Source organism: Spirillospora sp. CA-294931 (assembly GCF_050946795.1).
GTDB lineage: Bacteria > Actinomycetota > Actinomycetes > Streptosporangiales > Streptosporangiaceae > Spirillospora.
Genome location: NZ_CP192006.1, coordinates 4,853,665 through 4,880,252, shown reverse-complemented (window position 1 = coordinate 4,880,252; position 26,588 = coordinate 4,853,665). Strand labels below are relative to the sequence as shown.

The window sequence follows — 26,588 nt, the reverse complement described above, 5'->3', positions numbered from 1 at the left end:
GGGCTTTTCCTTTGGCGCGGCCAACCCCGCACCCACGTCACCAATGCGAGGCTGTGACGGTGCTCCGGGATTAGATGACGTTGGCTTGGGTTAGCCAGCGCCATAGTTCGTCTTGCTGGACGACCGTGACGCCGAGTTTTTCGGCCTTGGTGATTTTGGCGGCGCCGACGTTGTCGCCGGCGAGGAGGTAGGTGGTGTTGGCGGAGACGGACGAGGCGGTTGTCGCCGCGGCTAGTTCGACCAGGCGGGTGACGTCGGGGCGGCTGATTTTCGCGCCGGAGCGGGGGTCGGTGAAGGCGCCGGTGATCACGACGGATTCTCCCTTGAGCGGGGAGTCGCCCGCGGCGGCCGCGTCGAGGGGGCGGTCTTCGTCTAGGACGTCGAGGTCGACGCCGCGTTCGCGCAGCGCCGCGATCTCCTCTTGGACCTCCGCCCGGGCGAAGAAGCCCACGATGCTCTCGGCGGCCTTCGGGCCGATGTCGCGGATCGCCACCAGGTCGTCGACCGTCGCGGCCGCGACGTCCTCGATGCGCTCGTAACCGGCCAGGCACAGGCGCTTGGCCGTGCCCTCGGAGGCCATGGGGATCGCCAGCCCGATCAGTGCCCGTCGTAGGCCCACGTTCTTGGACGAGGCGATCGAGTCGACCATGTTCTTGGCGCTGACCTCGCCCATCCGCTCGTAGCCGAGCAGCTGGTCGGCGGTCAGGTCGTAGAAGTCGCTGCGGCGCTTGAGCACGCCGTCGTCGGCGAGCTTCTCGATCCAGGTGTCGCCGACGCCCTCCATGTCGGCCGCCTGCCGGGAGGCCCAGTGCATCAGCCGCCGGGTCGCCTGCGCGGGGCACTGGAGGTTCACGCACCAGCACTCCTCGCCGGTGCCGCGGACCTCAAGCTCGGACCCGCATGACGGGCAGTGCGTCGGCGGGACGATCTCGATCTCGCTCCCGTCGCGCTTCTCGGGCAGGGAGCGGCCCGCGAACGGGATCACGTCGCCGCGCCGGACGACCGCCACCGTGTCGCCGATCCGCAGGTCGCGCTCGCGGATCAGGCGCGGGTTGTGCAGCGTGACGTTCTCGACGGTCACGCCGCCGACGAACACCGGTGCGACCTTCGCGCGCGGTGGGACGCGGCCGATCTTGCCGACTGGCCACTCGACCGACAGCAGCGTGGTCAGCTTCTCCTCCGGCGGGTACTTGAACGCGATCGCCCCGCGCGGCTCGGCGCTGTTGAAGCCCGCCGCGTCGAAGGCCGCTGGTTCGTGCAGCCGCACGACGGCGCCGTCGATGTCGTAGTCGAGGCCGTCGCGGCGGCCGCCGATCTCGTGGATCGCGTCCATCACCTCTTCGAGGCTGGTGCCCACGTATTGGGCGACCGGCTCGAAGCCCGCCGGGATCTCCACCGCGGCGCCGTTGCGGTCGGCGCCGAAGGCGAAGAATCGGAGCACCCGCTTGGCTTCCGCGGCTGCGGCGGGGTCTTTCAGCACCAGGGTTCCCGCGGCGCCCGAGCGCGGGTTGGTCAGGATGCGGTCGGGGTGTGCCTCGTTGTAGGCGGACCAAACCGAGCGCAGCATGACGGCCTCGCCGCGGACCTCGATGCGTCCCGGCGCCTCGATCTCGGTGGGCAGCCCAGGGATCACATGGCGCACTTTCTCGGTCACCAGTTCCCCGACCGCGCCGGTGCCGCGGGTGGCGACGTAATCGAGCTTTCCGTCGGTGTAGACGAGGCTGAGCGAGAGGCCGTCGAGCTTTTCCGAGACGCGGAAGACCTGGCCGCCGAAGCGTTCGCAGAACGTGCGGATCTGCTCCTCGCTCGTCGCCTTGGCCAGCGACAGCATCGGACGCGCGTGGCGGATGGTCGGGCCGGTCAGCTCCGCGGGGGCGTTGACCTTTCCCAGCGGGCTGTCGGCCGGTTCGAGCTCCGGATGCTCGGCCACGAGCGCCGCCAGCTCGTCCTTCAAAGCGTCGTAGTCGGCGTCGGGCACCGGACTGTCGCCGCCGCCGTAGTACAGGTCGTTCAGCCGCTTGACCTCGGCGGTCAGCTCCGCGATGCGCTCTTCAACGTCCACCCCTCGATTAAACGCGACGCCACCGACAGAGCGCATCTGATGTGATCACGGGATGGAACGACATGAACTGTCCGACGCGGAACTGCGGCTGTGGGACGCCTGTCCGGGCGGCGAGATCGTCAGGTTCGGCGGCGAGGTCGTGCGCGCCGAGGTGATCGCGGCGCTGCTGCTGGGCGCGGTCCAACCCGAACCCGGTCGCTACCCGGGCGTCCGGCTGCGAGGGGCCCGGATCGTCGGACGGCTCGACCTGGACGGAACCGAGTTCGACACCCTGCTGGACTGCGGTGACTGTGTCTTCGACGACCCGGTCAGCTTCGCCGAGGCCGGCCTGCGCACGCTGCGCATCACGGGCAGCCGCCTCCGGGCGTTCAAGGGGGCACGGTTGCGGGCGAGCGGGCTGGTCTCCCTGGAGGGTTCGTCGATCGACGGCGGTCTGCGGCTCGACCACGCGCGGTTGGAGAACGAGGTCCGCCTGGCGAATGTCACGGCCGTCCGGGTGATCGCGCACAACGTCCAGATCCAGGGCAGGCTGAACGCCGCCGGGATCACGGTGCACGGCGAGTTCAACCTGCGCGGCGGCCAGATCGCCGGCGACCTCGTCCTGGAGGGCGGACGTCTCAGCAATCCCGGCGAGCGGGCCGCCCTGCACGGCGACGCGATCACGGTCGGCGGGCAGATCCGTGCCGCCGGCATCGAGGTCACCGGGGCCGTCCTGCTGCGGAACGCGAACATCGGCGGCTCCGTCGCCCTGCCCGGGGCCCGGCTGAGCGCGCCCGGCCATGACGTGCTCAACGCCGGAGGGGCCACGGTGGGCGGAGGCTTCTTCGGCTGGCGCGGGTTCAGCGCCGACGGCGGCGTCCGACTGATCGGCGCGCAGATCGCCGGCAACGTCACCTTCGACGACGCCCGGCTGAACCATCCCGGCGGCAAGGCCCTGGATCTGGACTCGGCGACGTGCAGCGAGGTGACCGGTGTCCGGCTGCGCGTGACGGCGGGCGAGGTCAGTATGCGCAACACCCGGGTCGCCGGGCGGGTGGACCTGGACGGCGCCGAACTGCGCAACGCCGACGGCCTGCGCACCCTCGCCATCGATCACGCCGAGCTCGGTCTGGTCTCCCTGTGCGGGCTGCGCGCGCATGGCGAGGTGATGATCCGCGCCACCCGGATCAACGTCCGGTTGCTGCTCCTGGACGCCGAACTGCACGTCCCGCAGGGCACGGCACTGCGCGCCTCCGGCAGCGAGATCGGCAGCGACCTGGTCGCGCACAACCTCCTGGCCAACGGGGAGCTCAGGCTCTACGGGACGCGTGCCGGTCAGCACGTGGATCTCACCGGGCTTCGCCTGGCGGTGGGCGAGGGTGTCGCGCTGGACGCCCGCGGGCTGGTGGCGGCGGAACTGTCGCTGGTGCCCGCGGTGCCGATCGAGGGCAAAGTCGTGCTGGCCCACGCCCAGATCGGTGTGCTCCACGACGACCCGGACCACTGGCCCGCCGTCCTGGACGTCAACGGGCTCACCTACCGGGCGCTGGAACCGCCGCTGCCCGCCAGACAGCGGCTGGCCTGGCTGAAGGGCGGAAGTGGCGGCTTTGAGTCACAGCCCTATGAGCAGCTCGCCGCGTACTACACCGCGCTCGGTCTGCACGCCGACGCGCGTGCGGTCCTGGGCGCCAAGGAACGCCACCGACTGGACGGCGAGGTCGCGCTCATCGGGCTCTGGGGGCGTTTGCAGGACGTCACCACCGGATACGGGTACCGCCCATGGCGGGCGTTCCTGTGGTCGGCGGCGTTGCTGGCCATCGGCGGCGTGGTCTACGGGCTGCACCCGCCCGCCCCGCTCAAGGCCGACGAGGCGCCGCAGTTCAATCCGGTCGTCTACACGCTCGACTTGATGATCCCGCTGGTCAATCTCGGGCAGGAACGCGCGTTCAACCCCGTGGGCGCCTTCCAGTGGCTGTCGTACGTGTTCGTCGCGGCGGGCTGGGTGCTGGCCACCACGATCGCCGCCGGAGTCGCCCGCGTCGTCAACCGTCCCTGAGCACCCGCGTGGTGGGCGTCCTCGGGTTTCGTGAATCCTGACCGGGCCGGGGGGTTGGTGGTCTTTGAGGCGGGAACGCCGCCTGAGGGCCGGCCGTCCAGTGACCGAAGGGACCACCTCGTGAACGCTCACGATGATCTCCAGGGGATCGATCGGTACTGGAGAGCTGCCAATTACCTGTCGGTGGGGCAGATCTATTTGCGGGAGAATCCGCTTCTGCGTGAGCCGTTGCGGGCTTCGCACATCAAGCCGCGGTTGCTGGGGCATTGGGGGACGTCGCCGGGGCTGAACTTCTGCTATGCCCATCTCAACCGGGTGATCAGGGATCGTGACCGGGACATGATCTACATCATGGGGCCGGGGCACGGGGGTCCGGCGGCGGTGGCGAACGCGTGGCTTGAGGGCACCTACAGCGAGGTGTATCCGGACGTGTCGCTGGACGCGGACGGGATGGCGCGGTTGTTCCGGCAGTTCTCGTCCCCGGGTGGGGTGCCGAGTCATGTGGCTCCGGAGACGCCGGGCTCGATCCATGAGGGTGGGGAGCTGGGTTACGCGCTGGCGCATGCCTATGGGGCGGCTTTTGACAACCCGGGGCTGGTGGTGGCGTGCATCGTGGGGGACGGGGAGGCCGAGACCGGGCCGCTGGCGGCGAGCTGGCACTCCACCAAGTTCCTGGACCCGGTGGCCGACGGCGCGGTGCTGCCGATCCTGCATCTGAACGGGTACAAGATCGCCAATCCCTCGGTGCTGGCCCGGATTCCCGAGGACGAGCTGGTGAAGCTCTTCGAGGGGTACGGGCATCGTCCCATTCTGGTGGGCGGTGACAATCCGAGGGAAATGCACCGGGCGATGGCGGGCGCCTTGGACGAGGCGATGGACGAGATCGACCGCGTCCAGGCCGAGGCGCGGGCGGGCGAGGGGGTCGCGCGGCGGGCCTGGCCGATGATCATTCTGCGGACGCCGAAGGGGTGGACGGGCCCCAAGGAGGTCGATGGCCTGCCGGTGGAGGGGACCTGGCGGTCGCACCAGGTCCCGCTGGCGGGGGTGCGGGAGAATCCGGCGCATTTGGCGCTGTTGGAGGAGTGGCTGGCGTCCTATCGGCCTCGGGAGCTGTTCGACGAGGACGGGCGGCCGCTGAAGGACCTGCTGGACCTGGCGCCGGTGGGGGAGCGGCGGATGAGCGCCAACCCGCACGCCAACGGTGGGCTGCTGCTGCGTCCGTTGAAGCTGCCCGATTTCCGTCGGTACGCGGTGCCGGTCGAGGAACCCGGGACGACCACGGCCGAGCCGACCCGGGCCCTGGGCGCCCTGCTGCGCGATGTGATCGCGGCCAATCCGGACAACTTCCGGGTCATGGGCCCGGACGAGACCGCGTCCAACCGGCTCGGCGACGTCTTCGAGGTGACCGATCGGGTCTTCCGGGGCGAGCGGTACGACACCGACGAGCACCAGGCGCCGCACGGCCGGGTGATGGAGGTCCTCAGCGAGCATCTGTGCCAGGGCTGGCTGGAGGGGTATCTGCTGACCGGACGGCACGGGCTGTTCAACAGCTACGAGGCGTTCGTGCACATCGTGGACGCGATGTTCAACCAGCACGCCAAGTGGCTGAAGGTGACCCGGGGGCTGCCGTGGCGGCGTCCGATCGCGTCGCTGAACTACCTGCTGTCGTCGCACGTGTGGCGGCAGGACCACAACGGCTTCACCCACCAGGACCCGGGGTTCCTGGACGTGGTGATGAACAAGAAGGCCGAGATCGTCCGGGTCTACCTGCCGCCGGACGCCAACACGCTGCTGTCGGTCGCCGACCACTGCCTGCGCTCGCGCGACTATGTCAACGTGGTGGTGGCGGGCAAGCAGCCCGCGCTGAACTGGCTGCCGATGGACGAGGCCGTGCTGCACTGCACCCGGGGCATCGGCATCTGGGAGTGGGCGAGCACGGACGGGGGCGGTGAGCCCGACGTCGTGCTGGCGTGCGCGGGCGACGTCCCGACTCTGGAGACCCTCGCCGCCGCCGACCTGCTGCGGCAGTTGTTCCCCGACCTGGCGGTCCGGGTGGTCAACGTGGTCGATCTGATGAGGCTCCAGCCCGAGGGCGAGCACCCGCACGGGTTGGGCGACCGCGACTTCGACGCCCTGTTCACCACCGACAGGCCGGTCATCTTCGCCTTCCACGGCTATCCCTACCTGATCCACCGGCTCACCTACCGCAGGAACGGCCACCGGAACCTGCACGTGCGGGGCTACAAGGAGGAGGGCACCACCACCACGCCGTTCGACATGGTGATGCTCAACGACCTGGACCGCTTCCACCTGGTCATGGACGTCATCGACCGGGTGCCGTCCCTGGGGGGCCGCGTCGCCCATGTCCGCCAGCGGATGGCCGACAAGCGCCTGTCCCTGCGCGCCCACACCCGCGAGCACGGCGAGGACGCCCCCGAGATCCGCGACTGGACCTGGCCCTACCCGAGGAGCACGTGATGCGGGTCCTGACGGTCAACCCCGGGTCCAGCAGCCTGAAGCTCAGCCTGCTGGACGCCGACGACACGGTGATGGAGACCGGTTCGGGGGATCGTCTCGGGGACGCGGTCGCCCGCATGCCCGCGCCGGACGCGGTCGGCCTGCGGTTCGTGCACGGGGGCCGCGACTTCGCTCACCCCGTCGTGATCGACGACGAGGTGGCCAAGCGGCTGCACGCGCTGATCGATCTCGCGCCCCTGCACCAGCCTCTCTCGCTCTACGGGCTGGGCGAGATCGGCAGGGCGCTGCCGGGCGTGCCCGTCGTGGCGTGCTTCGACACCGCCTTCCACACGACCCTGCCCGAGGCCGCCGCGACCTACGCCGTCCCGGTGGAATGGCGCGAACGGTTCGGGCTGCGCCGGTACGGCTTCCACGGGCTCTCGCACGCCTACGCCGTCCGCCGGGCCGGGGAGCTCCTGGGCCTGGACCCCCGCACCGCGCGCGTCGTGGTGTGCCATCTGGGCTCGGGCGCGTCGCTGGCGGCGGTCCGGAGCGGACGGTCGGTCGACACCACCATGGGATTCACCCCGATCGACGGGCTCGTCATGGCCACCCGCGCCGGGAGCCTGGACCCCGGGATACCGCTGTGGCTGCTCAAACACGGCGTCCCCGAAGGCGAGATCTCCGACGCCCTGGACCACCGCAGCGGTCTGCGCGCCCTGGCGGGCACCGGCGACATGCGCCAGATCCAGGACGCCGCCAACGGGGGAGACGACCTCGCGGCGTCCGCCCTGGACGTCTACCACCACCGCCTGCGGGCCTGCGCCGCCGCCATGGTGGCCGCGCTCGGGGGCTTGGACGCGCTGGTGTTCACCGGCGGCGTCGGCGAGCACGCCCCTCAGGTCCGCCGCCGCGCGGCCGACGACCTGGCCTTCCTCGGCGTCGCCGTCGACCCCGGGAAGAACGACGCCGCGCGCGGGGACGCCGACATCACGGCCTCCGGCTCCCGGGTACGGACGGCCGTCATCACCGCACGCGAAGACCTGGAGATCGCCGCGGGCGTCCGCACGGCCCTCGCGGGGAGGTAGGCACGCCGGGGCGCTAGTCAAATTTGTCTAGTGACTCCCGGAACCGCGAGGAACACGAGACAGCCCATCGCCAACGAGATCACCGTGCCGATGATCGAGTTCTGCGCGACGATCTGGAGGCCGGGCTCGAACCCCTATAGGACGGTCTCGGTCCTCTATCGATGGGACGCTGGAGCCATGCTGGAAACCTCGGCCCGCCTGCTGCGGCTCCTGTCGCTGCTCCAGACGCACCGTGACTGGTCGGGCCGCGAGCTCGCCGAGCGCCTGGGCGTCACCACGCGGACGGTCCGGCGGGACGTCGACCGGCTGCGCGAGCTCGGCTATCCCGTCCACGCGGCGATGGGGGCGCTGGGCGGCTACCGGCTGGGCGCGGGCGCGTCCTTGCCGCCGCTCCTGCTGGACGACGACGAGGCGGTCGCGGTCACGGTGGGTCTTCAAGGGGCGGCCTCCGGGGGCGTGGAGGGGATCGAGGAGGCGTCGCTGCGGGCGCTGAACAAGGTGGAGCAGGTGCTGCCGTCCCGGTTGCGGCAGCGGGTCGGGGCCCTGGGCGGCGCCATGGTCACCATGCCCGCCAGACCGGGTGGCCCCTCGGTCACCGCGGACCTCCTCACCACGCTCTCGGCCGCGATCCGGGCGGCCGAGACGCTGAGGTTCGAGTACGTCAGGCACGACGGAACGCCGTCCGTCCGGGAGGTCGAGCCGCACCGGCTGGTCTCCTGGGGACGCCGCTGGTACCTGCTGGGCTGGGACACCGGGCGCGACGACTGGCGGACCTTCCGCGCCGACCGGATCTCGCCGCGCACCCCGAACGGGCCGCGCTTCACCCATCGGGACCCGCCCGACGGCGACGTGACGGCCTTCATGCGGCGGACGATGGGCTTCGAGATGTGGCCCCACCGGGTGCGCCTCCTGCTGCACGCCCCGGCCGAGGAGATGGCCGCCCGCGTCGACGGGGTGGTGACCCCCGTCGACGACGGCACCTGCCGGGTGGAGCTGGCGACCGAGTCGTTCGACCTGGTCGCCCTGGTGGTCGGCCTGCTGGGCGTCGGTTTCGAGGTCGAGTCGCCGCCGGAGTTGGCCGATCACCTGCGGGTCCTGGCCGAGCGGTTCAGCGCGGCAGCCCGGCCGCCCGCTCCTCCAGACGGCTCCCGGCCCGCTGGGTGATGACCAGGAGATCGCTGGGCGCGCCCAGCTCGAGCCGGTGCCAGGTGTCGCGCGGGACGATCACGGCGGTCCCCGGCGTCAGCGTCGTGGGCGCGTCCGCCCCTCGGACGTAGAACCGCAGCTCGCCCGAGAGCAGGCAGACCAGCTCCTCGGAATCGGGGTGGATCTCCCAGTGGTCGGCGTGGACGTCGGCGTCGGTCTCGGCGCGGAAGGCGGCGACCTGCCAGCCGTCGGCGTCGCCGCTCATCCGCCGCTCCCCGGCGTCCACCCGGCCGTCCTCGTGGATGCGGATCCCCGCGGTGAACAGGTCGATGGTGGCAAGGCTCATGGTCTTTCCCTTCGTCGGCAGTACGGTGATCGCCACGACGGCCGCGGCGACGAACAGGGCTCCGGCGACCAGCAGGCTGAGCCCGTAGCCCTGGTTGAGGGCCTCGGGCCCGGACGCCGAGCCGGTGCGGTGGGCGGCGAGGGTGGCCAGGGCGGCCATCCCGATGCTGCCGCCGATCTGGCGTGCGCTGTTGAGCACGCCGGAGGCCATCCCGGCCTCGTGGGACGCCACGCCGGTGGTCGCGGCGGCGGCGACGGGCGCCAGGCACATGCCGACGCCGACGCTCGCCAGGATCGACGGGCCGAGGACGTCGGTCAGGAAGCTCCCGTCCGCGCTCATCAGCCCGAACCAGGCCGTCCCGGCCGAGGCGAGCAGCGCACCGATGATCATGGACGTGCGGGGCGTGCGGCTGTCGCCGAGCCGGGTGGCCACGATCGTCCCGGCGACGACCCCGAGTGAGAACGGCAGGAAGGCGGCGCCCGTGGCGGCGGCGCCCATGCGCAGGACCTCCTGCATGTAGAGGGACACGAAGTAGAAGGCGGAGAACTGCCCGGCCGCCGCGAGGAAGACGAACACGTTGGCGCCGGTGACCCATCGGTTGCGGAACAGCCCGAGCCGCACCAGGGGCGCGCTCGCCCTGGCCTCGACCGCGACGAACGCGATCAGCAGCAGCGCGGCCGCGCCGAGCGTGGCCAGCGTGACCGGGGACGTCCAGGCGTACCGGTCGGTCCTGATCACGCCGAGGACCAGCAGCCCCACGCCGAGCGTGGCCAGCACCGCGCCGAGCACGTCGGGACGGCCCCGCCCGCGCGGGCCGTCGGCGGGCACCCCGGCCGCGACCAGGGCCAGTGCCACCAGCACGATCGGGACGTTGACGAGCATGACCCACCGCCAGCCCGCGTACTGGCTGAGCAGCCCGCCCGCCAGGACGCCGAGCGCGCCTCCGGCGGCGTTGACCGCGCTCCAGACGCCCAGCGCCCGCACCCGGGCGCGGCCCTCGGCGAACGTGGTGGTCAGCAGGGCGAGCCCGGCGGGGGCGACGGCCGCGGCGGCGACGCCCTGCGCGGCCCTGGCGGCGACCAGCTGCCAGGGGGCCTGCGCGAACCCGCCCGCCGCCGAGGCGACGCCGAAGGCCGCCAGGCCGATCACGAACAGCCTGCGGCGGCCGAACAGGTCGGCGGCGCGGCCCCCGAGCAGCAGGAAGCCGCCGAACGCCAGCGCGTAGGCCTGCACGACCCATCCAAGGTCGACGGGCTCGAAGCCGAGGGCGTCCCGGATCGCGGGCAGCGCGACGTTCACCACGGCCATGTCGAGGGCGACCATGAACTGGGCCACGGCGGCCGCGGCCAGTACGGCTCCAGGCCGTGTCGGATACTTTTCGAACATGTACGAAAAGTATCTCGCGCCTCGGCCCGTGTCCAGTGAGATGATGGGCCGATGCCTCTGACCGGCGGCCGCACCGGCCGTCCACCCCGCACGTCGCGCGCCCAGATCCTGGCCGCCGCGCGCCGCCTCATCGACCGCGACGGCTGGGAGAAGCTCACGATCCGGCGGCTGGCGGCCGAGGCCGGGACGGCCCCGACGACGCTGTACCACCACGTCCGCGACAAGGACGACCTGCTGACGCAGCTCCTGAACGACTACGCGGGGCAGATCCCGCGCCCCGACCTGCCGGACGACCCGCGCGAGCGCATCCTCACCGCCGCGATCGTCATGCACGACGCGCTGGCGGACTGGCCCTGGGTCGCCGAGATCCTCACCGCCGACGACCTCACCGGCGAGTCGGCGCTCTGGATGGTCGAGACGATCGTCGGGGGAGCCGTCGAGCTCGGCCTCACCCCCGAGCGGGCCGTCGATCTGTATCGAGGCGTCTGGTACTTCACGGCGGGCGAGATCCTCATCAGGGCCAACGCCGCCCGCCGTCGCGCCGAGCCGCCGCGCGCCATCCGGCGCGACGAGGTGTTCCGCGAGCTCGACGCCGCCCGCTACCCCCACCTGGCGGCGGTCGCCGACCGCTGGCCCGAGCTGACCGCCCGCGACACCTACGCCTCGGGGCTACGCGCCCTAGTGGACGGTCTGCTTCCCTGAGTCAGGCCCCCGCCGCGGGCCGGGTCGCCAGCCACCAGTCGCGCAGTTCCACGACCCGGTCCCGGCTGTAATCGGAGGGCACGACCGAGGTGCTCAACTGCTGGAACGACGACATCCGCGTCTGGACGGTTCTGCCGTCGGGGCGCTGCCACCGGATCTGCGATTCCGCGACGCTGATTCCGATGACTCCCGCGGTCGGAACGCGCACCGTCTGGAAGACGTTGTGCACGATGATCACGCCGGGCCTCGCCTGGACGCCGAGCCGCCGTGCGCGCACGCCCAGCGCCACGCCGAAGGGAAACGCCAGGATCCCCAGAACGCTCCCGGCGGCCTGGTCCGCGTCCCTCAGCCCGTCGATGACGAAGGCCACCGACGTCACGACGATGAAAAGGGGCAGCACGATACCTGCGAGGATGCGTCCGTTCCTGTGCAGCCTCAGGTCGAGCGTTTCCGGCTCCATGAACATATGACGAGAACGGAGGAAACTCCGTTCCTTTCCCGTGGAATCCCGGGGCCCGGGGTGCTGTTGGGACGGGGGATGGTGATCAACAGGAGCCGCCTTCTCTCGGCCGCGCTGCCCGTGATGTTCGTCCCGATCTGGAGCAGCGGGTACATCGCGGGCACCATCGGCGCGCGCGGCGGGGCGTCGCTGGCCCTGGTGGCCTGGCGTTTCCTGGTCGCGGTCCTGGTGCTCGGGGCCGTGGCCCTGGCGACCCGGGCCCGATGGCCGACCGAGCCGCGCGTCTATGCGCACCTGCTGGTCACGGGCGTGCTGCTGCAGACCGTCCAGCTTGGCGCGGTCTTCCTCGGGCTCGGACGCGGCGTTCCGGCCGGGGTTTCGTCGCTGATCCTGAGCGTGTGCCCGCTGATCGTGGCGGCCGTGGCCGTCCCGATGTTCGCCGAGCGGCTGACCGGACGCCAGTGGGCCGGGCTCGCCCTCGGCCTGGCGGGCGTCGCGATCTCGGTCAGCGACCGGCTGGCCGGAGGCGGGCAACTCGCCGGGTACGCGCTGACCGGCCTGGCGCTGGCGGGCCTGGCGGCGGGGACGCTCTACCAGAAGAAGTTCGGCCAGACCGTCGACCTGCGCACCGGCACCACGATCCAGCTCCTGGGCGCGGCGGTCACGACCTTCCCGCTGGCCGCCCTGCACGGCGGCCTCGGCATCCCGACGACGGCCGAAGCGCTCGGCTCGCTGGCCTGGCTGGCCGTGGTGAACTCCATCGGCGCGCTGATCCTGCTGTTCGTCCTGCTGCGCCGGGGCACCGGGGGAGCGGCCACGAGCCTGCTCTACCTCGTCCCCCCGGTGACGGCGCTGCTCGCCGTCCCGCTGCTCGGCCAGGGCCTGGCCGCCAGCGTCGTCATCGGGATGCTCGTCTCGGGCGCGGGCGTCGTCCTGGTCATGACCGCCAAGCGCTGATTGGACTCTCCCCTTATGGGAGCGTCCATGCTGGTCATGTGAACGACGGATACCTGCCGATCGGCCGCTTCGCCCGGCTGTGCCGCCTCAGCGTCAAGCAGCTGCGGCACTACGACGAGCTGGGGCTGCTGGCCCCGGCGCGCGTGGACCCCGACAGCGGCTACCGCTACTACCGCCCCGCCCAGGCGCGCGACGCCCTGCTGATCGGGCTGCTGCGCTCCCTGGACGTCCCGCTCCCGGAGGTCGGACGGGTGCTGACCGGCGGGCTCGACGTGCTCGCGGACGTCCGCGACCGCATGGAGGACGACCTCGCGCGCCGCCGCCGCACCCTGGCCGCGCTCGACCGCGTGCTGACCGAGGGCCTGCCCCGTCCCGAGGTCACGCTGGTCCGCGAGGAGGCCCGCCGCGTCGTCCTGGTGCGGGACGCCTGCACGCCCGACGACATCGCCGCGGTCACCTCGTCCTGCGTGGCCCGCCTGATCGAGGCCACCGGACCGCCCACGGGCTCGCTGGTCGGCCTCTTCCCCCTCGACCTGTCGCCGCGCTTCGCCGTGGCCGTCGCCGCCGAGACACCCGACGGGCCCGACGTCCTGCCCGGCGGCGTCCACGCGTCGGCGACCCATGTCGGCCCCTACGACCAGATCCCGCTCACCGGCCACGCCCTGCTCGCCTGGGCGGGCGACCACGGGCACACGCCGCGCGGGCCGCTGCTGGAGGTCTACATCTCCAACCCCGCGACCACCCCGCCCGAGGGGCTGGTCACCCATCTCAGGATCAAGCTGGAGGACCCCGAATGACCTGGTATTCCGCCGCCGACACCCCCGAGCTCGCCGAGTTCGGCCCCGTCCGGGGCCTCGCGGTCACCGGCCGGGGCGAGCCGGGCGGGCAGGCCCACACCACCAGCGTCGAGGCGCTCTACAGCGTCGCCGGACCCCTGCTCGGGATCGCCGCCGCGCAGGGCGCGCCGATCCAGATGCCGCCGCTGGAGGGCCGCTGGTGGACCGAGGACGACCGCCCGCCCCTCGAGGTCCCGCGCGACCAGTGGTGGTGGCACCTGTTCCTGCGGCTGCCCGACACGGTCTCCGAGAGCTGGGCCGACCAGGCACGGCAGGTCTCGTCGCATCCGGCGGCGCCCCGCGTCCAGTTCGCGGCCTTCACGACGGGCACCTGCGTCCAGGCCATGCACCACGGCTCGTACTCCGAGGAGCCGAGGACGCTGGCCCTCATGGCGGCGTTCATGGAGCGCTCCGGCCTGGTCATGAACGGCCTCCACCACGAGATCTACCTGTCCGACCCGGCCGAGACCGACCCCGCGCTGATGCGCACCGTCCTGCGTCACCCGGTCCGCGCCGCCTGACCGGGAGTGGTCATCGTTTTCATCGGGGGGTGCGCCGGTCCGCGTCCTGGGATGGACTGGTATTTCGCGACGTCGAACGGAAGGTTCCGCCGATGGCATCCTTCGGTGCGGACGAACCCCTCGGCAGCTACGGCTTCTCCTGTGGCGACGCCGACGGTCAGGACCGGATGACGGACTACACGGCCGACGGCGAAGACTTCCTCGCCACGACCCGCTCCCAACCCGCCGACGACTTCGACTATTCGGGAGAGGACCGCCCAGAGGCCTGTTGAGCCCCGGGACACCCCGCTTTTGGGCGGGGTGTCCCGGGGTGGGTCAGTCGGTGGTGAGGGGGAGGTAGACGCGGCCTCCGGAGGCGGTGAATTCGGCGGCCTTCTCGCGCATGCCCGCGGTCAGGGCCTCGGTCTCGGCCAGGTCGTTGGCCTCGGCGTAGGCGCGGACGTCACGGGTGATCTTCATGGAGCAGAAGTGCGGGCCGCACATGGAGCAGAAGTGGGCGGTCTTGGCCGGGGCGGCGGGCAGGGTCTCGTCGTGGAACGAGCGCGCGGTGTCGGGGTCGAGGGAGAGGTTGAACTGGTCCTCCCAGCGGAACTCGAAGCGCGCGTCCGACAGGGCGTCGTCCCACGCCTGGGCGCCGGGGTGGCCCTTGGCGAGGTCGGCGGCATGGGCGGCGATCTTGTAGGCGATCACGCCCGCCTTGACGTCGTCGCGGTCGGGCAGGCCCAGGTGCTCCTTGGGCGTGACGTAGCAGAGCATCGCGGTGCCGAACCAGCCGATCATCGCGGCGCCGATGGCCGAGGTGATGTGGTCGTAGCCGGGAGCGATGTCGGTGGTCAGCGGGCCGAGGGTGTAGAAGGGGGCCTCGTCGCACCACTCCTGCTGGAGGTCGACGTTCTCCTTGATCTTGTGCATGGGGACGTGGCCCGGGCCCTCGTTCATGACCTGGTTGTCGTACTCGGCCGCGATCTTGGTGAGCTCGCCCTGGGTGCGCAGCTCGGCGAACTGGGCCTCGTCGTTGGCGTCGGCGATGGAGCCGGGACGCAGCCCGTCGCCCAGCGACCAGGTGATGTCGTAGGCGGCGAAGATCTCGCACAGCTCGCGGAAGCGTGTGTAGAGGAAGTTCTCCTGGTGGTGCGCCAGGCACCAGGCCGCCATGATCGAGCCGCCTCGGGAGACGATGCCGGTCTTGCGCCGGGCCGTCATCGGGACGTAGGAGAGCAGGACGGCGGCGTGGATCGTCATGTAGTCGACGCCCTGCTCGGCCTGCTCGATGACGGTGTCGCGGAAGATCTCGAAGGTCAGGTCGGCCGGGTTGCCGCCGACCTTCTCGACCGCCTGGTACAGCGGGACGGTGCCGACCGGAACGGGGGAGTTGCGCAGGATCCACTCGCGGGTGGTGTGGATGTCGCGCCCGGTGGACAGGTCCATGATCGTGTCGGCGCCCCAGCGGGTCGCCCAGGTCATCTTGTCGACCTCGTCCTCGATGGACGAGGCGACGGCCGAGTTGCCGATGTTGGCGTTGACCTTGCACAGGAAGTTCTTGCCGATGATCATCGGCTCGATCTCGGGGTGGTTGACGTTGGCCGGGAGGACGGCGCGTCCCGCCGCCAGCTCGGCCCGGACGAACTCCGGCTCGACGCCCTCGCGCAGGGCGACGAACTCCATCTCCGGCGTGATCTCGCCGCGCTTGGCGTACGCGCGCTGCGTGACCGCGGGGCCGGTGGCGCGGCGCGGACGGCGGGCCGGGAAGGCCGCCTGGTCCCGGGCCGGGTCGCCTGATCTGCGGCCGTCGTCCTCGGGGCGCGCGTCCCGTCCGTCGTACTCGGCGGTGTCGCCGCGCTCGGCGATCCACGCCGCGCGCAGGGCGGGCAGGCCCCGGCGGACGTCCGCCTCGTGCGCGGGGTCGGTGTACGGGCCCGAGGTGTCGTACAGGACGATCGCGTCCCCGTTGGTGAGCGCGATCTCGCGCATGGGGACCCGGAGGTCGTCGCGCGAGCCTTGCAGGAACGTCTTGCGGGCAGGTGAAAACACGTTCTCCGTCATGACGACCGAATCTCTCCCTACGCCGGCATTACCCGGTCAGGTTCCAGCGGTCGGCGGCCGTGTCAGCCGCGATCTCAGCCCGGTTCGCCGGGCCCCCGCGATGTCGTCCCTGACGTTAACCCGAACACCCCCTGTTGCCGCAACCGGGGGTCCTCGACTATCACGCGAGCGACATACCCCCGGAAACGGCTCCGCGCGGCAGCCGCCCTGTGGGACGGTGCCGCGCGCAGTCGTCGTGTCCGAGGCCAGTACAGCGGTGCCTGTCCTGCGAACGTCGAACTCCACCCGGGTGGGGGTGGATGGCGGGCCGTCACACCGGGATGCTGGAGAGACGGCCCGCCGGACTAGGGGCTACTGGACGGTGACGGTGAAGGTGGTCGTAGCCGTCTTGCCGTTGCTGTCGGTCGCCGTGATGGTGATGGGGTAGGTGCCGGGGTTGAACGGAGCGAAAGCGGTCATCTCCGAGGAACCGCCGGGGCTGATGGTCTGCGGGAAGAACATGGGCGGGAAGGACATGCCCTGGCCGCTCCCCTTGAGCGAGATGGTCCCCGAGCCGCCGTTCACGGTGACCGTCGTCTCGGCGAACATTCCGCGCTGCACGGTGACGGACGCGGGTGAGGCCGAGGCCGCGATCTCGCCGCCTGGGGTGCCCTCACCGACGGTGAGGGTGTACTCGGCGGTCGCCGTGCCGGAGGTGCCCTTGCCCGAGAGCGTCAGCTTGTAGACGCCCTTGGGGGTCTCGGCAGCGGTCGTGAAGGTGACCTTGGAGGTCTCGCCGGAGCGGATGCTGTCCGGCTGGAAGACGGCGTTGGCGCCCGAAGGCAGACCCGACACCGACAGCTGCACGTCCTCGGCACCGGTGTCGGCGGCCGTGGAGGTGACGGTGGTGGAGACGTACTTGCCGGGCTCGACCTTGCCGGAGTTCGGGTTCAGGCCGACGGCGAACTTCCCGGGAATCGGGGTGTCTCCGCCGATCTCCTTCTTGGCCCAGTCGCCCATCTCGTTGGTCAGGCGGGCCATGATGCTGTAGCGGTCGCAGTTGCCCGCGCCCCACGACACGACGCCGACCACGACGCCGTCCACGGTGTACGGGCCGCCGCTGTCACCCGAGCAGGTGCCGGTGCGGCCGTCGTTGTAGCCGACGCAGACCATCGTGTCGCCGTTGACGGTGACGTCGAAGACCTGGCAGTTGGCCGGGTCGTTGACCGGCATGGTGGTCTTGTAGAGCACGCCGGACGAGCCGCCCGCCGAGACCTTGCCCCAGCCCATCGCCTGACCGGACTTGCCGGGGGCGGTGAGGGCGCTGTCGCCGGACCCGGCGACCTTGGCCCACTGGGACTCGGGCACGGGGATGTCGTCGGCCGTGGTGATCACGGCGACGTCGTAGCCGTTCTTCCAGCTGTTGGGGCCGGTGTACTTGGGGTGCACCTTGTACGAGGCGACCTTGGTGCGGAACGTCTCGTCGCCCGTGGTGTTGAGGTCGTCGTCGCCGTAGAGGTAGCTCTTGTCGCCGGACACGTCGATCATGCAGTGCGCGGCGGTGAGGATCTTGCGCTTGCCGACCACGGAGGCGGTGCAGGACGCGCCCTGCGGGCCGCCGCCGCCGACGCGGAGTCCCGTGATCAGGTGCGGGTTCTCCTTGACGGTGGTCCGGGTTCCGTTGACGACCTTGGTCGTCGGGCCTTCCTCCGGCTTGAGCAGGTCGGTGGGGGTGGCGGCCTTGGCGAGCGGCTGCCGCGGGGGTTCCGCCGCGACCGCGCTGACCATCGGCAGCACCGCCGCGGCCGCGGCGAGCGCCAGGGTCGCGATGACACGTGGTGATCTCATCAGGATTCCCTTTGTATCGGGGGGTGGGGAGCTGGGGAGGGAAGCTGAGCCGGCTGTCCCTCCCCAGCTCACCCTGGGGGAGGCGGCACGGCGCAGGGAACGCGTGCCTGTTGTGGTCTGGGGGCGACGGGTCAGAAGTCGATCGACCAGCCCGTGAGCTTGCCCTCGTCGTACATGAAGAGGTCCTGGATCTGGAGCTTCCACGTACCGTTGGCCTTCTCGGCGGAGGCGTCCACCGTGTAGGTCTTGTGGACGCCGCCCGACTCGCCGATGCCGCCGGCGGCCTTGAGCGCGTAGACCTTGCCGCTCGGGCCGACCAGGTCGATCTTCAGGTCACGGGTGAAGGTGTGGTCGATGTCGACCTTGACCGGCAGTGCGGCGCGGGCCTGGCCGTCGCACTTGTCCTGGGTGATGCTGCTGCCCACGGGGTCACCGCTCGGGGCGGCGTCCGGAAGCTGGTCCGGGATCGCCACGTCCTCGTCGTTGGACTTCAGCCCGCACGTGCCGGGGCCGGGGCCACCGGTGATGTAGCCGACCCACAGGTGCTTGTTGGGCGAGCCGCTGCCGGCGTTGGACACCAGGTTGGGGGTGGAGTTGTTCACGAGCCGGTCGCGCACCTGGGCCGGGGTGGAGCCGGGGTTGGCCTCCAGGTCCAGCGCCGCGGCGCCCGCGACGTGCGGGGTCGCCATCGACGTGCCGCTGCCGGTGCGGTAGCTGCCGGTGTGGTCGGCCGAGTAGATGTTGCCGCCCGGCGCGAACAGGTCGAGGCAGGTGCCGTAGTTGCCGCTGCGGCTGCCGCCCTGGTTCATCCATCCGACGGTGATCGCCTCGGGAACGCGGGCGGGGCTGGTCTGGCAGGCGTCCGACCCGGCGTTGCCACCGGCGACCGCGACGACGAAGCCCTTGGCCACCATGGCCTTGACCTGCTCGTCACCGACCCCGACGCTGTCCATGCCGAGGCTCATGTTGACCACGCCCGGCGTGGTGCCGTTCTTGGCCACCCACTCCATGGAGCTGACGGTCGCCGAGTCCGGCGCCGATCCGCCACAGCCCAGCGACCGGACCGCGACGATCTTGGCCTTCTTCGCGACGCCGACCGTCTTGCCCGCGATGGTCCCGGCGACGTGCGTGCCGTGCCAGAAACAGTCGCTGGCGTCGGCGTCGTTGTCCACGAAGTCGTAGCCGAAGCTGACGCGGCCTTCGAACTCCGAGTGGTCCTTCTTCACGCCGGAGTCGATCACGTAGGCCGTGACGCTGTCGGCGGTGTTGGGGTAGACGTACTTCTTGTCGAGGGTGTGGGTCTTCTGGTCGACCATGTCCAGGCCCCACGACGGCGGGTTGGGCTGCTCGCCCGCCGCGCGCGTGGTGCCGTCCTCGTAGACGGCCTTGACCGACGGGTCCGCCGCCAGCTTCTTGGCCTGGCCCTCGGACATCTTCTTGACCGCGTACCCGTTGAGGGTGACGGAGTAGGTGCTGGTGACATCGCCGCCGTACTTGTCGGCCAGCGATTCGGCCTTGCCCTTGGCGGCCTTCTGGGCGTCGGCCTTGAGAACCACGATGTACTGGCCGGCGTAGTGCTTCTTGGCCTGGTGGATCTTGCCCTCGGCCGGTGCGGCCGACGCCGGGGTTCCGCCCAGCAGCGCCGCCGCTACCGCGAGGCCGATTCCCGCCGCGGCGATCCTTGCTTTACGCATGGTGCTCCTCCTTGCCGAAACCGGGGTAGAGCGGCTGGCTGGTGGAGTCGACGGCCGGCCCTCGCCTTTCCTTGACGATGTCGCTCCCCGCGGTCGCGCCGGGAAGGCGCGACCGCGGGGATCCGCCGAGCTCGGTCGCGGGCGCCGTTGCCCAGCTGACCTGCGCGGCGCGCATGGGTCTGGTTTCTGACATGAACGCGTACTCCGTCTCCCTGCAACGGGCGCCTGCCGAGCCTCCCGCTGGAGTGGCCTCAGGTGGGGTGGGGAACGGTGGCCACTCGGCGATCACTTTCTGCCTGAGTCGCAGGTCAAACAACCGTGGGAACGCCCCGTAGGGCCTACGGGTTTTATCCGCATGACGCGGGGGTTACCGCCAGATTGCAGCTAAATGCCCCGCATGGCGGTATATCTCCCGACGTCAGCGCGTCCCGGACCGCAAGATCAACGGGACCCACCCGCCGTTACAGTAATATTTCAGAGGAGGCTCCGCCTCAACCCCGAAGGTCGTACTTTCCGCTGCGGATCACATCACACAGCCCCCGCCACGCGTCCGCCCCCAAACACAACACCGGCCCCTCAGGATCCTTCGAGTCCCGAGCAGCCACAACCCGCCCACCCCCCGCCACCTCGACACAGTCGCCTTCGTCGCCCCCGCTGTAGCTGCTCTTCTGCCAAACAGTAGCCACTTCGACACAGCTGCCTTCGTCACCGCCGCTGTGGCTGCTCTTGCGCCAGGCCGCGCTGGACAAGGTGAGTCTGTTCATGCCTATGACACTAGCCCTTGGAGGACCTCCAGCGAATCAGATTCGTTGAGTGAAACGGAGAGGAGGTGGTCGAAGATTCGTTCGTGATAGGCGACCTCTTGCTCATCTTCAATGAAAAGACTCTGGCTGAACTGCTCGATCACGGTGACAGTAAGTCGCCCGGGTGGGCGAAGGGTGAAGATGTCAAAGGGACCAGCTACCCAGAGGCATGCGGCGGCGGAACTCGGGAGTATGTAAAGCGAAATGTGGGGAAGGCGCGCGGTGGCGTTGAGGAGGCGGTACTGGTCCTGCATCGTCGTGCGCCCGCCGACAGGGTGGTGAAGGGCAGATTCGCCGATGATGGCGGCGTAGCGAGGTGGTGGCTGACGTCTGAGTACCGCCTGTCTCGCCATTCGGAAGGCTACAAGTGCGTCAGGGTCGCGTGTGGCGCTTGGCAGTCCGGCCGCGATCAAGGCTCTCGTGTACATCTCATTCTGCAGCAACCCTGGAATCAGGTTGGGTTGGAATGCGCGCATATGTGCCGAGTCATCCTCAAGGCTGGCCAAATCGAGCGCCGCTGCGGAGATGCGTCCCTCGCGAGCCTGCGCCCAATTCTTGCGGCGGCCTTGGGCTGCGAGGTGGAGTAGCGACTCGCGTAGCGGGCCGTCGTCTATGTCGTAGAGGTCCAGGAGGTCGGCTAGGTCGTCGACCCTGATGGGGATCTGGCCGGTCTCGACCGTGCTGAGCCAGCCCGCTGACTTGCCGAAGCGGCGGCTGGCGGTGCCCAGGGTGAGGCGGCGCTCCTCGCGGGCTTGGCGCAGGGCGCTGCCGATGCGGCGGAAGCGTACCGAGGGCCGGTTCTCGTGGGCCATGTAGTCACGGTTTCACGCTTCGCTATCGAATGCTGGGCGTCTGAAGATTCAGTTTTCTGAAGACGGAGATTCGAGATCCTTTGGAATCCTCGCGAAGGTGTTGAGTCGATCGAGGTCAGGGGCGAATGTGTCACGCGACACATGTAACCGGACGCGGAGGGCCCGTGAACGCTGAATTCACCGTGCTCGGCACGATCACTCTTCCTGGCGTGGGGAGGTCCGCCAGGTATCTGCGGGGGTTCGCCAGGGACATGATAGGCGCCGACCATCCGCGCCTAGGCGATATAGGTCTCTGCCTCACTGAAAAGTTCGCCAATGCAACAGTTCACACCGCCTCGGGGAAAGGCGGCTTGGTCACGGTGTCCGTTTGTGCGGCGCGGGGCGTCGTCCGGACGGAAGTCACCGACGATGGTGCGGGCGGGGCACGACCCACCCTCTTCGTTCCCCCGGGGGAGCCGTTCAGCGAGCATGGGCGGGGTCTGCTTCTGCTGGGGGCGCTGTCCGATCGGTGGGGCTACCTGGAGGACGGGCTGCGCACGACCGTGTGGGCCGAGTTCGCCGCCTTCGGGGGATGACTTGTCAGTGGTGGGGGCGGGGCTGGTCCGGATGGTGGATCGCCTGCCACGGGACCCTGTTCCAGGGGCTTTCGTGGTTCGGGGGATACAGCAGCCGCTGGATGTGCTCGTCCGCCTCGACCTGGGGCGCGGGAAAATCCTCGTCGGGGGTGCCCTGGAGCGTGCCCGTCCAGACGACGCGGCCCAGCAGGTAGTCCTCGGCGAACCTGCGCCACGAGTCGTACCTGCGGGTGGCGGGCGGGACGACGGCCGCCAGGTGCCGCCATGCCGAGGGCTCGTCCAGGTAGCCGCAGGCGAAGGCGTTGCGGACGACGTCGACGTACAGCGCGACGTCCCAGGCCAAGGGCGAGACGCCGAACTGCCGTTCGACCTGGGCGCGGTAGCCCGACTCGGCCAGGCCCTCCAGGGCGTCGTACACCTCGTCCGCCGAGACGACGCCCCAGCTGTCGGCCAGCCACTCGCGGGCCCGATCGTCATCGGTGATCTTGTACGGGTAGAGGGTCGTCCGGGAGGTGTCCGAGCCCCTGTTGACGGGGGCGCACAGGGACACCATCCAGAGCTGATGCGTAGTCAGCGGCACCGGGAAGCGGTACTCGGCGGGGAGTCCTGGGGTCACGGCCGTGCACCTTACCGGGGCGACGCCCTCAGGCCCAGGGATCGCCTGACAGGGAAAACGCGTTCTGCGACCATGCCTGCATGGGCGAGAGGGGTCCGGATCGCACGGTCAACATCGTGACCGGCGACGTCGCGGGCTCTCTGATCCAGGCCGGGTCGATCAGCGGCGGCGTCCACCTGCATCTTCCGACGGGTCGGTCGGCCTCGTCGCGGGGCCGGGCCGCCGAGCGGCCGTCGTGGCTGGTCCGTCTCTCCGACGGGACGGCCGGGGTGCTGCTCGACCCGCTGCGAATTCTGACCCTCGGCTCGCCGTCATCGGAGACCCTTCTGGTCGACCTGCCCTTCGCGGGAGTGAGCGGGTGCGTTGCCAGGGTGGTGGAGCGTGGGTCGACCGCCGCGGTGCTGGAGCTGGCCGAAGCCGCCGATGTGGTCGCGGCACCGTTGGCCGCGCCGTCGCTCGCCGAGGGCCATGCGTTCGTCGCGCATGGGTTTCCGGGTGGTGCGGTCGAGGTCGTCCAGGTCGGGGGCCATCTCGACGGTCCGGCCGGGCCTGGGGGACGGTGGTTCGGCGTGCGCCGGGTCGCGGAGCAGTGGCAGTCCGACGGCGGCTTCGCCGGGGCGCCGGTGTTCGACCGGGACGCCGACGCGGTCGTCGGCCTGCTCGCGCCCGGCGCGGACGGCGCCCGCGTGCTCCCGCTGGCGTCCCTGCTGGAGACCTGGCCGTGGCTGCGCGATCTTCTCGGGTGGCGGCTCGACCACGACCCGGCTCTGCGCACCCACTGGCTGCCCCGGGCTCGCGGCTCGGAGGTCGAGTCGGACTCCGGCACCTGGTACTTCACCGGCCGCACCGAGGCCCGCCGGGAGATCCGCGCCTGGCTGGAGGACGGCCCGCCGCTGCTGGTGGTCACCGGCGGACCCGGGACGGGCAAGTCGGCCCTGCTCGCCCACACCCTGGTCAGCACCGATCCGCGATGGGCGGCGAGCGTCCCGGACGACGGGCCTCGTCCGGCCCTGGGTGCCGTCGATGTCGCCCTGCACCTCAAGGGCCTCACCGTCGACGACGTCGTGTCCCGCCTCGCCGCGCTCTCGGACGTGCTCGCCGCCGACCCGGGGGAGTTGCTCGTCGCGTTGCGCGACCGGCACGCGGCGGCCGGACGTCCGGTCACGGTGCTGTGCGACGCGCTCGACGAGGCCGCCACCGTCGAGGAGTCACTGCGGATCGCGCGCCTGCTGAGCGAGCTGGCGGGCGCGGGCGTGGCGCGCGTTGTCGTCGGGGTCCGCACCGCTCCGCCGGGGAGCATGCGCGCCCGCGTCCAGCGGGCCTGGGGACGCTCGACGCCCACGATCGACCTGGAGTCGGACCGCTACCTGCGCCGCGACGACATCGCCGAATACGTCGCCCGGCGACTGGCGGGCCGCCACCGGGACGTGCCCGGCCTCGCCGCGGCCATCGCCGAGCGGGCCCGGCACAACTTCCTGGTCGCCCAGCTCACCAGCCGCTGGCTGCTCCTCGCGGGAACCGGCGCCGACCTGGACGAGGAACTCCCCTCGACCGTCGGCGAAGCCATGGAGAAGTACCTCGACGCGTTCGGGCCGGACCGGGCCCTGGTCGAGCGCGTCCTCACCGCTCTGGCCTTCGGCGCTGGCGGCGGGCTGCCGCGCAACGACCTGTGGCTCCGGCTCGCGGAGGCCCTCACACCGGGACGCACCGTGTCGGCCGCCGACCTGACCCGGGTGTTCGACTCCGCGGCCTCGTACCTGATCGAGACGGCGGTCCGCCCGGACGGCACGCCGACCTACCGCCTGTACCACGAGGTCCTCGACGAGCATCTGCGCGAGAACTGCCTGGTCCGCGATCCGCACCGGGTCGTCGTCCGGGCACTGGAGGCCACGGTGCCGGTGGAGGAGGGGCGCCGGAGGTGGCAGGACGCCGACCCGTATGTCCGCGCCCAGCTCGCCGGGCACGCGGCCCGTGCGGGCACGCTGGACGACCTGATGAGCGACGGCGGCTTCCTGGTCCACGCCGATCCGAGCCCGCTGCTGGCCGTCCTGCACGAGGCGGCCACGCCCGAAGGGCTCCTGGCGGTGGCGTGCTACCGGGCGTCCAGCGCCGACCACCGGCGCCTCGACGCGAACGCCCGGGCCCGGGTGCTCGCACTCGACGCCGCGCGCCTGGGCGCCCGCGACCTCCAGGCGTCGTTCACGCGGGAGTCGTCGTCGTGGCCCGTCCGGTTCGCCACCGGGGCCCGCCAGCACGGCGCGCTGCTGGCCACCCTGACCGCCCATCGGGGCAACATCAGCTCGATGGCGGCCGGGACGTACGACGGCCGCCCCATCGCGCTCAGCGGCAGCGAGGGCGGCCGCATGTGCCTGTGGGACGTCGCCGACCAGCGCCCGATCGGCAGCGTCATCGACGGGCTGCCCTGGTCGAGCTACCAGTCGCCCTACCTGGCGCTGACCACCCTCGACGACCGGCTGCTCGCCGTCGTCGGCGGAGCGAACCGCGCCCAGGTATGGGATCTTCTGGCGGCGCGCCTGATCGTCGAGCGGACCTTCGACCAGGGCGACTCGGTGGACGGGGTCGCGGTGACCGAGCTCGACGGGCGGCCGGTGTGGGTGAGCCTCGGCAGGAAGGGCATGCGCCTGTGGGACCTGCGCACGCACGAGCTCGTCGCCGGTCCGATGGGCGAGCGCCCGCGCGCCGTCGCGTTCACCGAACTGGACGGCGATCCCGTCGCGGTCACCGGAGGATGGACCTCCGTGCAGGTGTGGGACCCGCGGTCCGGGCGCGAGATCGGCCCGGCGATGCCGACCCCGGGTGCGGTCTTCCACCTGGCGGTGGCCGAGGTGGCGGGACGGCCGGTCGTCGTCAACGGGTGCGCGGACGGCTCCGGCATGCTTCAGCTGTGGGACCTGCGCACCCGCCGCATGATCGGCGAACCCCGGAGCGACCACGGCTGGTCGGTGTCCGGCATCGCCGTCACCGAGCTGGACGGCCGCCCCATCGCGGTGACCTCGTCCGGGCACAACGACCCGGGTCCCGACGATGACGACACCACGCTGCTGGTGTGGGACCTGCTCGACTGGCGCCCGGTGGGGCGGCCGCTGGCGGGGCACACCGAAGGGACCCAGGCCGTCGCGGTGACGAAGGTCGACGGCCGTCCGGTGGCCGTGACCGGCGGCGGCTGGGACGGCACCGTCCGGCTCTGGGATCTGACCCTCGCCGACCAGCGGCTGGGCGATCCGGCCCCCGGCCACGGGATGTACCTGATGGGGCTGGCCGTGCTCGACCGCGGCGAGCACCGCCTCGCCCTCTCGGTCGGCCTGGACGACACCGCGTTCCTGTGGGACCTCGACGCGCACCGTGTCGTCGCCCGGATGCCCGTCGGCCACACCAAGTTCGCCGGGATGGACGAGCACGACGGCCACCCCTTGATCGTGCTCGGCGGGGTCGGTTTCGCCGAGGTCCGCCGTCCCGGTCTCGGGGGCGGCGTGTCCCTCAAGACCGGTGGCCTGACCGAGCCGTACTACGCCAGGCACGTCGAGGCGGGAACGACCGGGCGGGTCGACGGCCGGCCCGTCGCGGCCATCGCGTCGGCCGGAGACGTCCTGCGGCTCTACGACCTGGCCACGGGAAAGATCCTCGGTCGGCGGCGGGGGATCGACATCGGCGTCGAGGAAGAGCGGTGCGACACGGGGGCCGCCCACCCGACGGCCGTGGCGCTGCTGGACGTGAACGGCAGGCCCGCCGCCGCCGTCACGACCGGGCACCTGAGCGACAGGTACGCCGTCGACCTCTGGGACCTCGCCGACGGCTCGCGCCTGGCCATGCTCGAACCGGCGGCGTCCGGCGCCGTCACCACCGCGAACGTCGACGGCCTGCCGGTGGTGATCACGACCGGCGACGGAGGAGTCCTGCGCGTGTGGGACGCGGCAGGGCGGCGGACCCTGCGCGCGATCCCGACCGGCTCGGCCCACCTCCGCCACCTCACCACCGGGCTGCTGGACGGGCGTCCCGTCGTGCTCGCCGCGGGCTACGAGGGCTCGGTGACGACCTGGGACCTGACCACCGGGGCGGCCCTGGACGAGTTCCGGCTCCCCGACACCTGCCGGGGGATCGCCCTCGGCGAGCGCGGAACGCTGGTCGTCGGGATCCAGAACGACATCGCCGTGTTCGAGACCGGCATCCGGGGCGTCGTCCCGCGACTGAGCTTGTAGCCGGG

The 26,588-nt window shown here is 71.2% G+C and carries 21 protein-coding genes and 1 riboswitch; of the genes, 11 read left to right on the top strand and 10 right to left on the bottom strand.

Annotated elements, in window-relative coordinates; all coding sequences use genetic code 11:
- Nucleotides 1-70: 70 nt before the first annotated feature.
- The gene (gene ligA, locus ACQPY4_RS22025) at nucleotides 71-2,062 is read right to left on the bottom strand and encodes an NAD-dependent DNA ligase LigA (protein WP_433323484.1); all 1,992 of its coding nucleotides are present in this window, start codon (nucleotides 2,060-2,062) and stop codon (nucleotides 71-73) included.
- Nucleotides 2,063-2,114: 52 nt separating this feature from the next.
- On the opposite strand from ligA, the gene ACQPY4_RS22020 reads away from it, so the two are divergent.
- From ACQPY4_RS22020 to ACQPY4_RS22005, 4 genes are all read left to right on the top strand, one after another.
- Nucleotides 2,115-4,097: a hypothetical protein gene (locus ACQPY4_RS22020; RefSeq protein ID WP_433323482.1), complete on the top strand. Its 1,983-nt coding sequence runs from the start codon at nucleotides 2,115-2,117 to the stop codon at nucleotides 4,095-4,097.
- Between the two features lie 120 nt (nucleotides 4,098-4,217).
- Nucleotides 4,218-6,575, top strand: a complete 2,358-nt coding sequence (locus tag ACQPY4_RS22015) for a phosphoketolase family protein (protein ID WP_433323480.1) — start codon at nucleotides 4,218-4,220, stop codon at nucleotides 6,573-6,575.
- Nucleotides 6,575-7,642 carry an acetate/propionate family kinase gene (locus tag ACQPY4_RS22010; protein ID WP_433323478.1) on the top strand — a complete coding sequence of 356 codons (1,068 nt, stop codon included), beginning with the start codon at nucleotides 6,575-6,577 and terminating at the stop codon, nucleotides 7,640-7,642. The genes ACQPY4_RS22015 and ACQPY4_RS22010 overlap by 1 nt, the downstream gene beginning before the upstream one ends.
- A gap of 177 nt (nucleotides 7,643-7,819) precedes the next feature.
- Entirely contained in the window at nucleotides 7,820-8,806 is a 987-nt protein-coding gene (locus ACQPY4_RS22005; RefSeq protein WP_433338976.1) for a helix-turn-helix transcriptional regulator, read from the top strand.
- Here the strand turns inward: ACQPY4_RS22005 and ACQPY4_RS22000 are convergent.
- Nucleotides 8,751-10,520, bottom strand: a complete 1,770-nt coding sequence (locus ACQPY4_RS22000) for an MFS transporter (RefSeq protein ID WP_433323476.1) — start codon at nucleotides 10,518-10,520, stop codon at nucleotides 8,751-8,753. The two genes, ACQPY4_RS22005 and ACQPY4_RS22000, sit on opposite strands and share 56 nt — an antisense overlap.
- A gap of 51 nt (nucleotides 10,521-10,571) precedes the next feature.
- Here ACQPY4_RS22000 and ACQPY4_RS21995 point away from each other — a divergent pair, with 51 nt between their 5' ends.
- Nucleotides 10,572-11,222 carry a TetR/AcrR family transcriptional regulator gene (locus tag ACQPY4_RS21995; protein ID WP_433323474.1) on the top strand — a complete coding sequence of 217 codons (651 nt, stop codon included), beginning with the start codon at nucleotides 10,572-10,574 and terminating at the stop codon, nucleotides 11,220-11,222.
- Between the two features lies 1 nt (nucleotide 11,223).
- Here the strand turns inward: ACQPY4_RS21995 and ACQPY4_RS21990 are convergent, their stop codons facing one another.
- Nucleotides 11,224-11,682 carry a hypothetical protein gene (locus ACQPY4_RS21990; RefSeq protein ID WP_433323472.1) on the bottom strand — a complete coding sequence of 153 codons (459 nt, stop codon included), beginning with the start codon at nucleotides 11,680-11,682 and terminating at the stop codon, nucleotides 11,224-11,226.
- Nucleotides 11,683-11,760: 78 nt separating this feature from the next.
- On the opposite strand from ACQPY4_RS21990, the gene ACQPY4_RS21985 reads away from it, so the two are divergent.
- The 4 genes from ACQPY4_RS21985 to ACQPY4_RS21970 all read left to right on the top strand — a co-directional run bounded on the left by ACQPY4_RS21985 (nucleotide 11,761) and on the right by ACQPY4_RS21970 (nucleotide 14,268).
- Complete coding sequence (locus ACQPY4_RS21985; RefSeq protein ID WP_433323470.1) at nucleotides 11,761-12,639, top strand: DMT family transporter; 879 nt, start codon at nucleotides 11,761-11,763, stop codon at nucleotides 12,637-12,639.
- Between the two features lie 38 nt (nucleotides 12,640-12,677).
- Nucleotides 12,678-13,436, top strand: a complete 759-nt coding sequence (locus ACQPY4_RS21980) for a MerR family transcriptional regulator (RefSeq protein ID WP_433323468.1) — start codon at nucleotides 12,678-12,680, stop codon at nucleotides 13,434-13,436.
- Nucleotides 13,433-13,996: a GyrI-like domain-containing protein gene (locus ACQPY4_RS21975; protein ID WP_433323466.1), complete on the top strand. Its 564-nt coding sequence runs from the start codon at nucleotides 13,433-13,435 to the stop codon at nucleotides 13,994-13,996. The genes ACQPY4_RS21980 and ACQPY4_RS21975 overlap by 4 nt, the downstream gene beginning before the upstream one ends.
- Before the next feature lie 92 nt (nucleotides 13,997-14,088).
- Complete coding sequence (locus ACQPY4_RS21970) at nucleotides 14,089-14,268, top strand: hypothetical protein (RefSeq protein WP_433323464.1); 180 nt, start codon at nucleotides 14,089-14,091, stop codon at nucleotides 14,266-14,268.
- Nucleotides 14,269-14,311: 43 nt separating this feature from the next.
- On the opposite strand, the gene thiC is transcribed toward ACQPY4_RS21970, so the two are convergent.
- From thiC to ACQPY4_RS21940, 6 genes are all read right to left on the bottom strand, one after another.
- Entirely contained in the window at nucleotides 14,312-16,039 is a 1,728-nt protein-coding gene (gene thiC, locus ACQPY4_RS21965) for a phosphomethylpyrimidine synthase ThiC (protein ID WP_433323462.1), read from the bottom strand.
- A riboswitch (TPP riboswitch) is annotated at nucleotides 16,037-16,148 on the bottom strand. It overlaps the preceding gene by 3 nt.
- A gap of 242 nt (nucleotides 16,149-16,390) precedes the next feature.
- A complete protein-coding gene (locus tag ACQPY4_RS21960; RefSeq protein WP_433323460.1) occupies nucleotides 16,391-17,866 on the bottom strand; it encodes a trypsin-like serine protease in 1,476 nt (491 codons plus the stop codon).
- A 131-nt stretch (nucleotides 17,867-17,997) separates the two neighbouring features.
- On the bottom strand, nucleotides 17,998-19,560 hold the full coding sequence (locus tag ACQPY4_RS21955) for a S8 family peptidase (RefSeq protein WP_433323458.1): 1,563 nt from the start codon (nucleotides 19,558-19,560) through the stop codon (nucleotides 17,998-18,000).
- A complete protein-coding gene (locus tag ACQPY4_RS21950) occupies nucleotides 19,553-19,753 on the bottom strand; it encodes a hypothetical protein (RefSeq protein ID WP_433323456.1) in 201 nt (66 codons plus the stop codon). The genes ACQPY4_RS21955 and ACQPY4_RS21950 overlap by 8 nt, the downstream gene beginning before the upstream one ends.
- A 298-nt stretch (nucleotides 19,754-20,051) precedes the next feature.
- Nucleotides 20,052-20,324 (bottom strand): DUF397 domain-containing protein, encoded by a 273-nt coding sequence (locus ACQPY4_RS21945; protein WP_433323454.1) that lies wholly within the window; start codon nucleotides 20,322-20,324, stop codon nucleotides 20,052-20,054.
- Between the two features lie 2 nt (nucleotides 20,325-20,326).
- Nucleotides 20,327-21,175: a helix-turn-helix domain-containing protein gene (locus ACQPY4_RS21940; protein WP_433323452.1), complete on the bottom strand. Its 849-nt coding sequence runs from the start codon at nucleotides 21,173-21,175 to the stop codon at nucleotides 20,327-20,329.
- Nucleotides 21,176-21,300: 125 nt separating this feature from the next.
- Between ACQPY4_RS21940 and ACQPY4_RS21935 the strand changes: the two genes are divergently transcribed.
- Nucleotides 21,301-21,750 (top strand): ATP-binding protein, encoded by a 450-nt coding sequence (locus ACQPY4_RS21935; RefSeq protein ID WP_433323450.1) that lies wholly within the window; start codon nucleotides 21,301-21,303, stop codon nucleotides 21,748-21,750.
- 4 nt (nucleotides 21,751-21,754) lie between these two features.
- On the opposite strand, the gene ACQPY4_RS21930 is transcribed toward ACQPY4_RS21935, so the two are convergent.
- Nucleotides 21,755-22,366, bottom strand: coding sequence for a DUF1266 domain-containing protein (locus ACQPY4_RS21930; RefSeq protein WP_433323448.1), 612 nt, complete (start codon nucleotides 22,364-22,366; stop codon nucleotides 21,755-21,757).
- 80 nt (nucleotides 22,367-22,446) lie between these two features.
- Here ACQPY4_RS21930 and ACQPY4_RS21925 point away from each other — a divergent pair, with 80 nt between their 5' ends.
- A complete protein-coding gene (locus tag ACQPY4_RS21925) occupies nucleotides 22,447-26,583 on the top strand; it encodes a hypothetical protein (RefSeq protein WP_433323446.1) in 4,137 nt (1,378 codons plus the stop codon).
- Nucleotides 26,584-26,588 lie beyond the last annotated feature (5 nt).

Excerpts from the sequence above, each read along its gene's own strand:
- ACQPY4_RS21995 (WP_433323474.1), top strand. The coding sequence starts at position 10,572 with ATGCCTCTGACCGGCGGCCGCACCGGCCGTCCACCCCGCACGTCGCGC.
- ACQPY4_RS21985 (WP_433323470.1), top strand. The coding sequence starts at position 11,761 with ATGGTGATCAACAGGAGCCGCCTTCTCTCGGCCGCGCTGCCCGTGATG.
- ACQPY4_RS21950 (WP_433323456.1), bottom strand. The coding sequence starts at position 19,753 with ATGTCAGAAACCAGACCCATGCGCGCCGCGCAGGTCAGCTGGGCAACG.
- ACQPY4_RS22020 (WP_433323482.1), top strand. The coding sequence starts at position 2,115 with ATGGAACGACATGAACTGTCCGACGCGGAACTGCGGCTGTGGGACGCC.
- ACQPY4_RS21940 (WP_433323452.1), bottom strand. The coding sequence starts at position 21,175 with ATGGCCCACGAGAACCGGCCCTCGGTACGCTTCCGCCGCATCGGCAGC.
- ACQPY4_RS22010 (WP_433323478.1), top strand. The coding sequence starts at position 6,575 with ATGCGGGTCCTGACGGTCAACCCCGGGTCCAGCAGCCTGAAGCTCAGC.
- ACQPY4_RS21955 (WP_433323458.1), bottom strand. The coding sequence starts at position 19,560 with ATGCGTAAAGCAAGGATCGCCGCGGCGGGAATCGGCCTCGCGGTAGCG.
- ACQPY4_RS22000 (WP_433323476.1), bottom strand. The coding sequence starts at position 10,520 with ATGTTCGAAAAGTATCCGACACGGCCTGGAGCCGTACTGGCCGCGGCC.
- ACQPY4_RS21945 (WP_433323454.1), bottom strand. The coding sequence starts at position 20,324 with ATGAACAGACTCACCTTGTCCAGCGCGGCCTGGCGCAAGAGCAGCCAC.
- ACQPY4_RS21990 (WP_433323472.1), bottom strand. The coding sequence starts at position 11,682 with ATGGAGCCGGAAACGCTCGACCTGAGGCTGCACAGGAACGGACGCATC.
- ACQPY4_RS21970 (WP_433323464.1), top strand. The coding sequence starts at position 14,089 with ATGGCATCCTTCGGTGCGGACGAACCCCTCGGCAGCTACGGCTTCTCC.
- thiC (WP_433323462.1), bottom strand. The coding sequence starts at position 16,039 with ATGACGGAGAACGTGTTTTCACCTGCCCGCAAGACGTTCCTGCAAGGC.
- ACQPY4_RS21975 (WP_433323466.1), top strand. The coding sequence starts at position 13,433 with ATGACCTGGTATTCCGCCGCCGACACCCCCGAGCTCGCCGAGTTCGGC.
- ACQPY4_RS21935 (WP_433323450.1), top strand. The coding sequence starts at position 21,301 with ATGTGTCACGCGACACATGTAACCGGACGCGGAGGGCCCGTGAACGCT.
- ACQPY4_RS21925 (WP_433323446.1), top strand. The coding sequence starts at position 22,447 with ATGGGCGAGAGGGGTCCGGATCGCACGGTCAACATCGTGACCGGCGAC.
- ACQPY4_RS21960 (WP_433323460.1), bottom strand. The coding sequence starts at position 17,866 with ATGAGATCACCACGTGTCATCGCGACCCTGGCGCTCGCCGCGGCCGCG.
- ACQPY4_RS22005 (WP_433338976.1), top strand. The coding sequence starts at position 7,820 with ATGCTGGAAACCTCGGCCCGCCTGCTGCGGCTCCTGTCGCTGCTCCAG.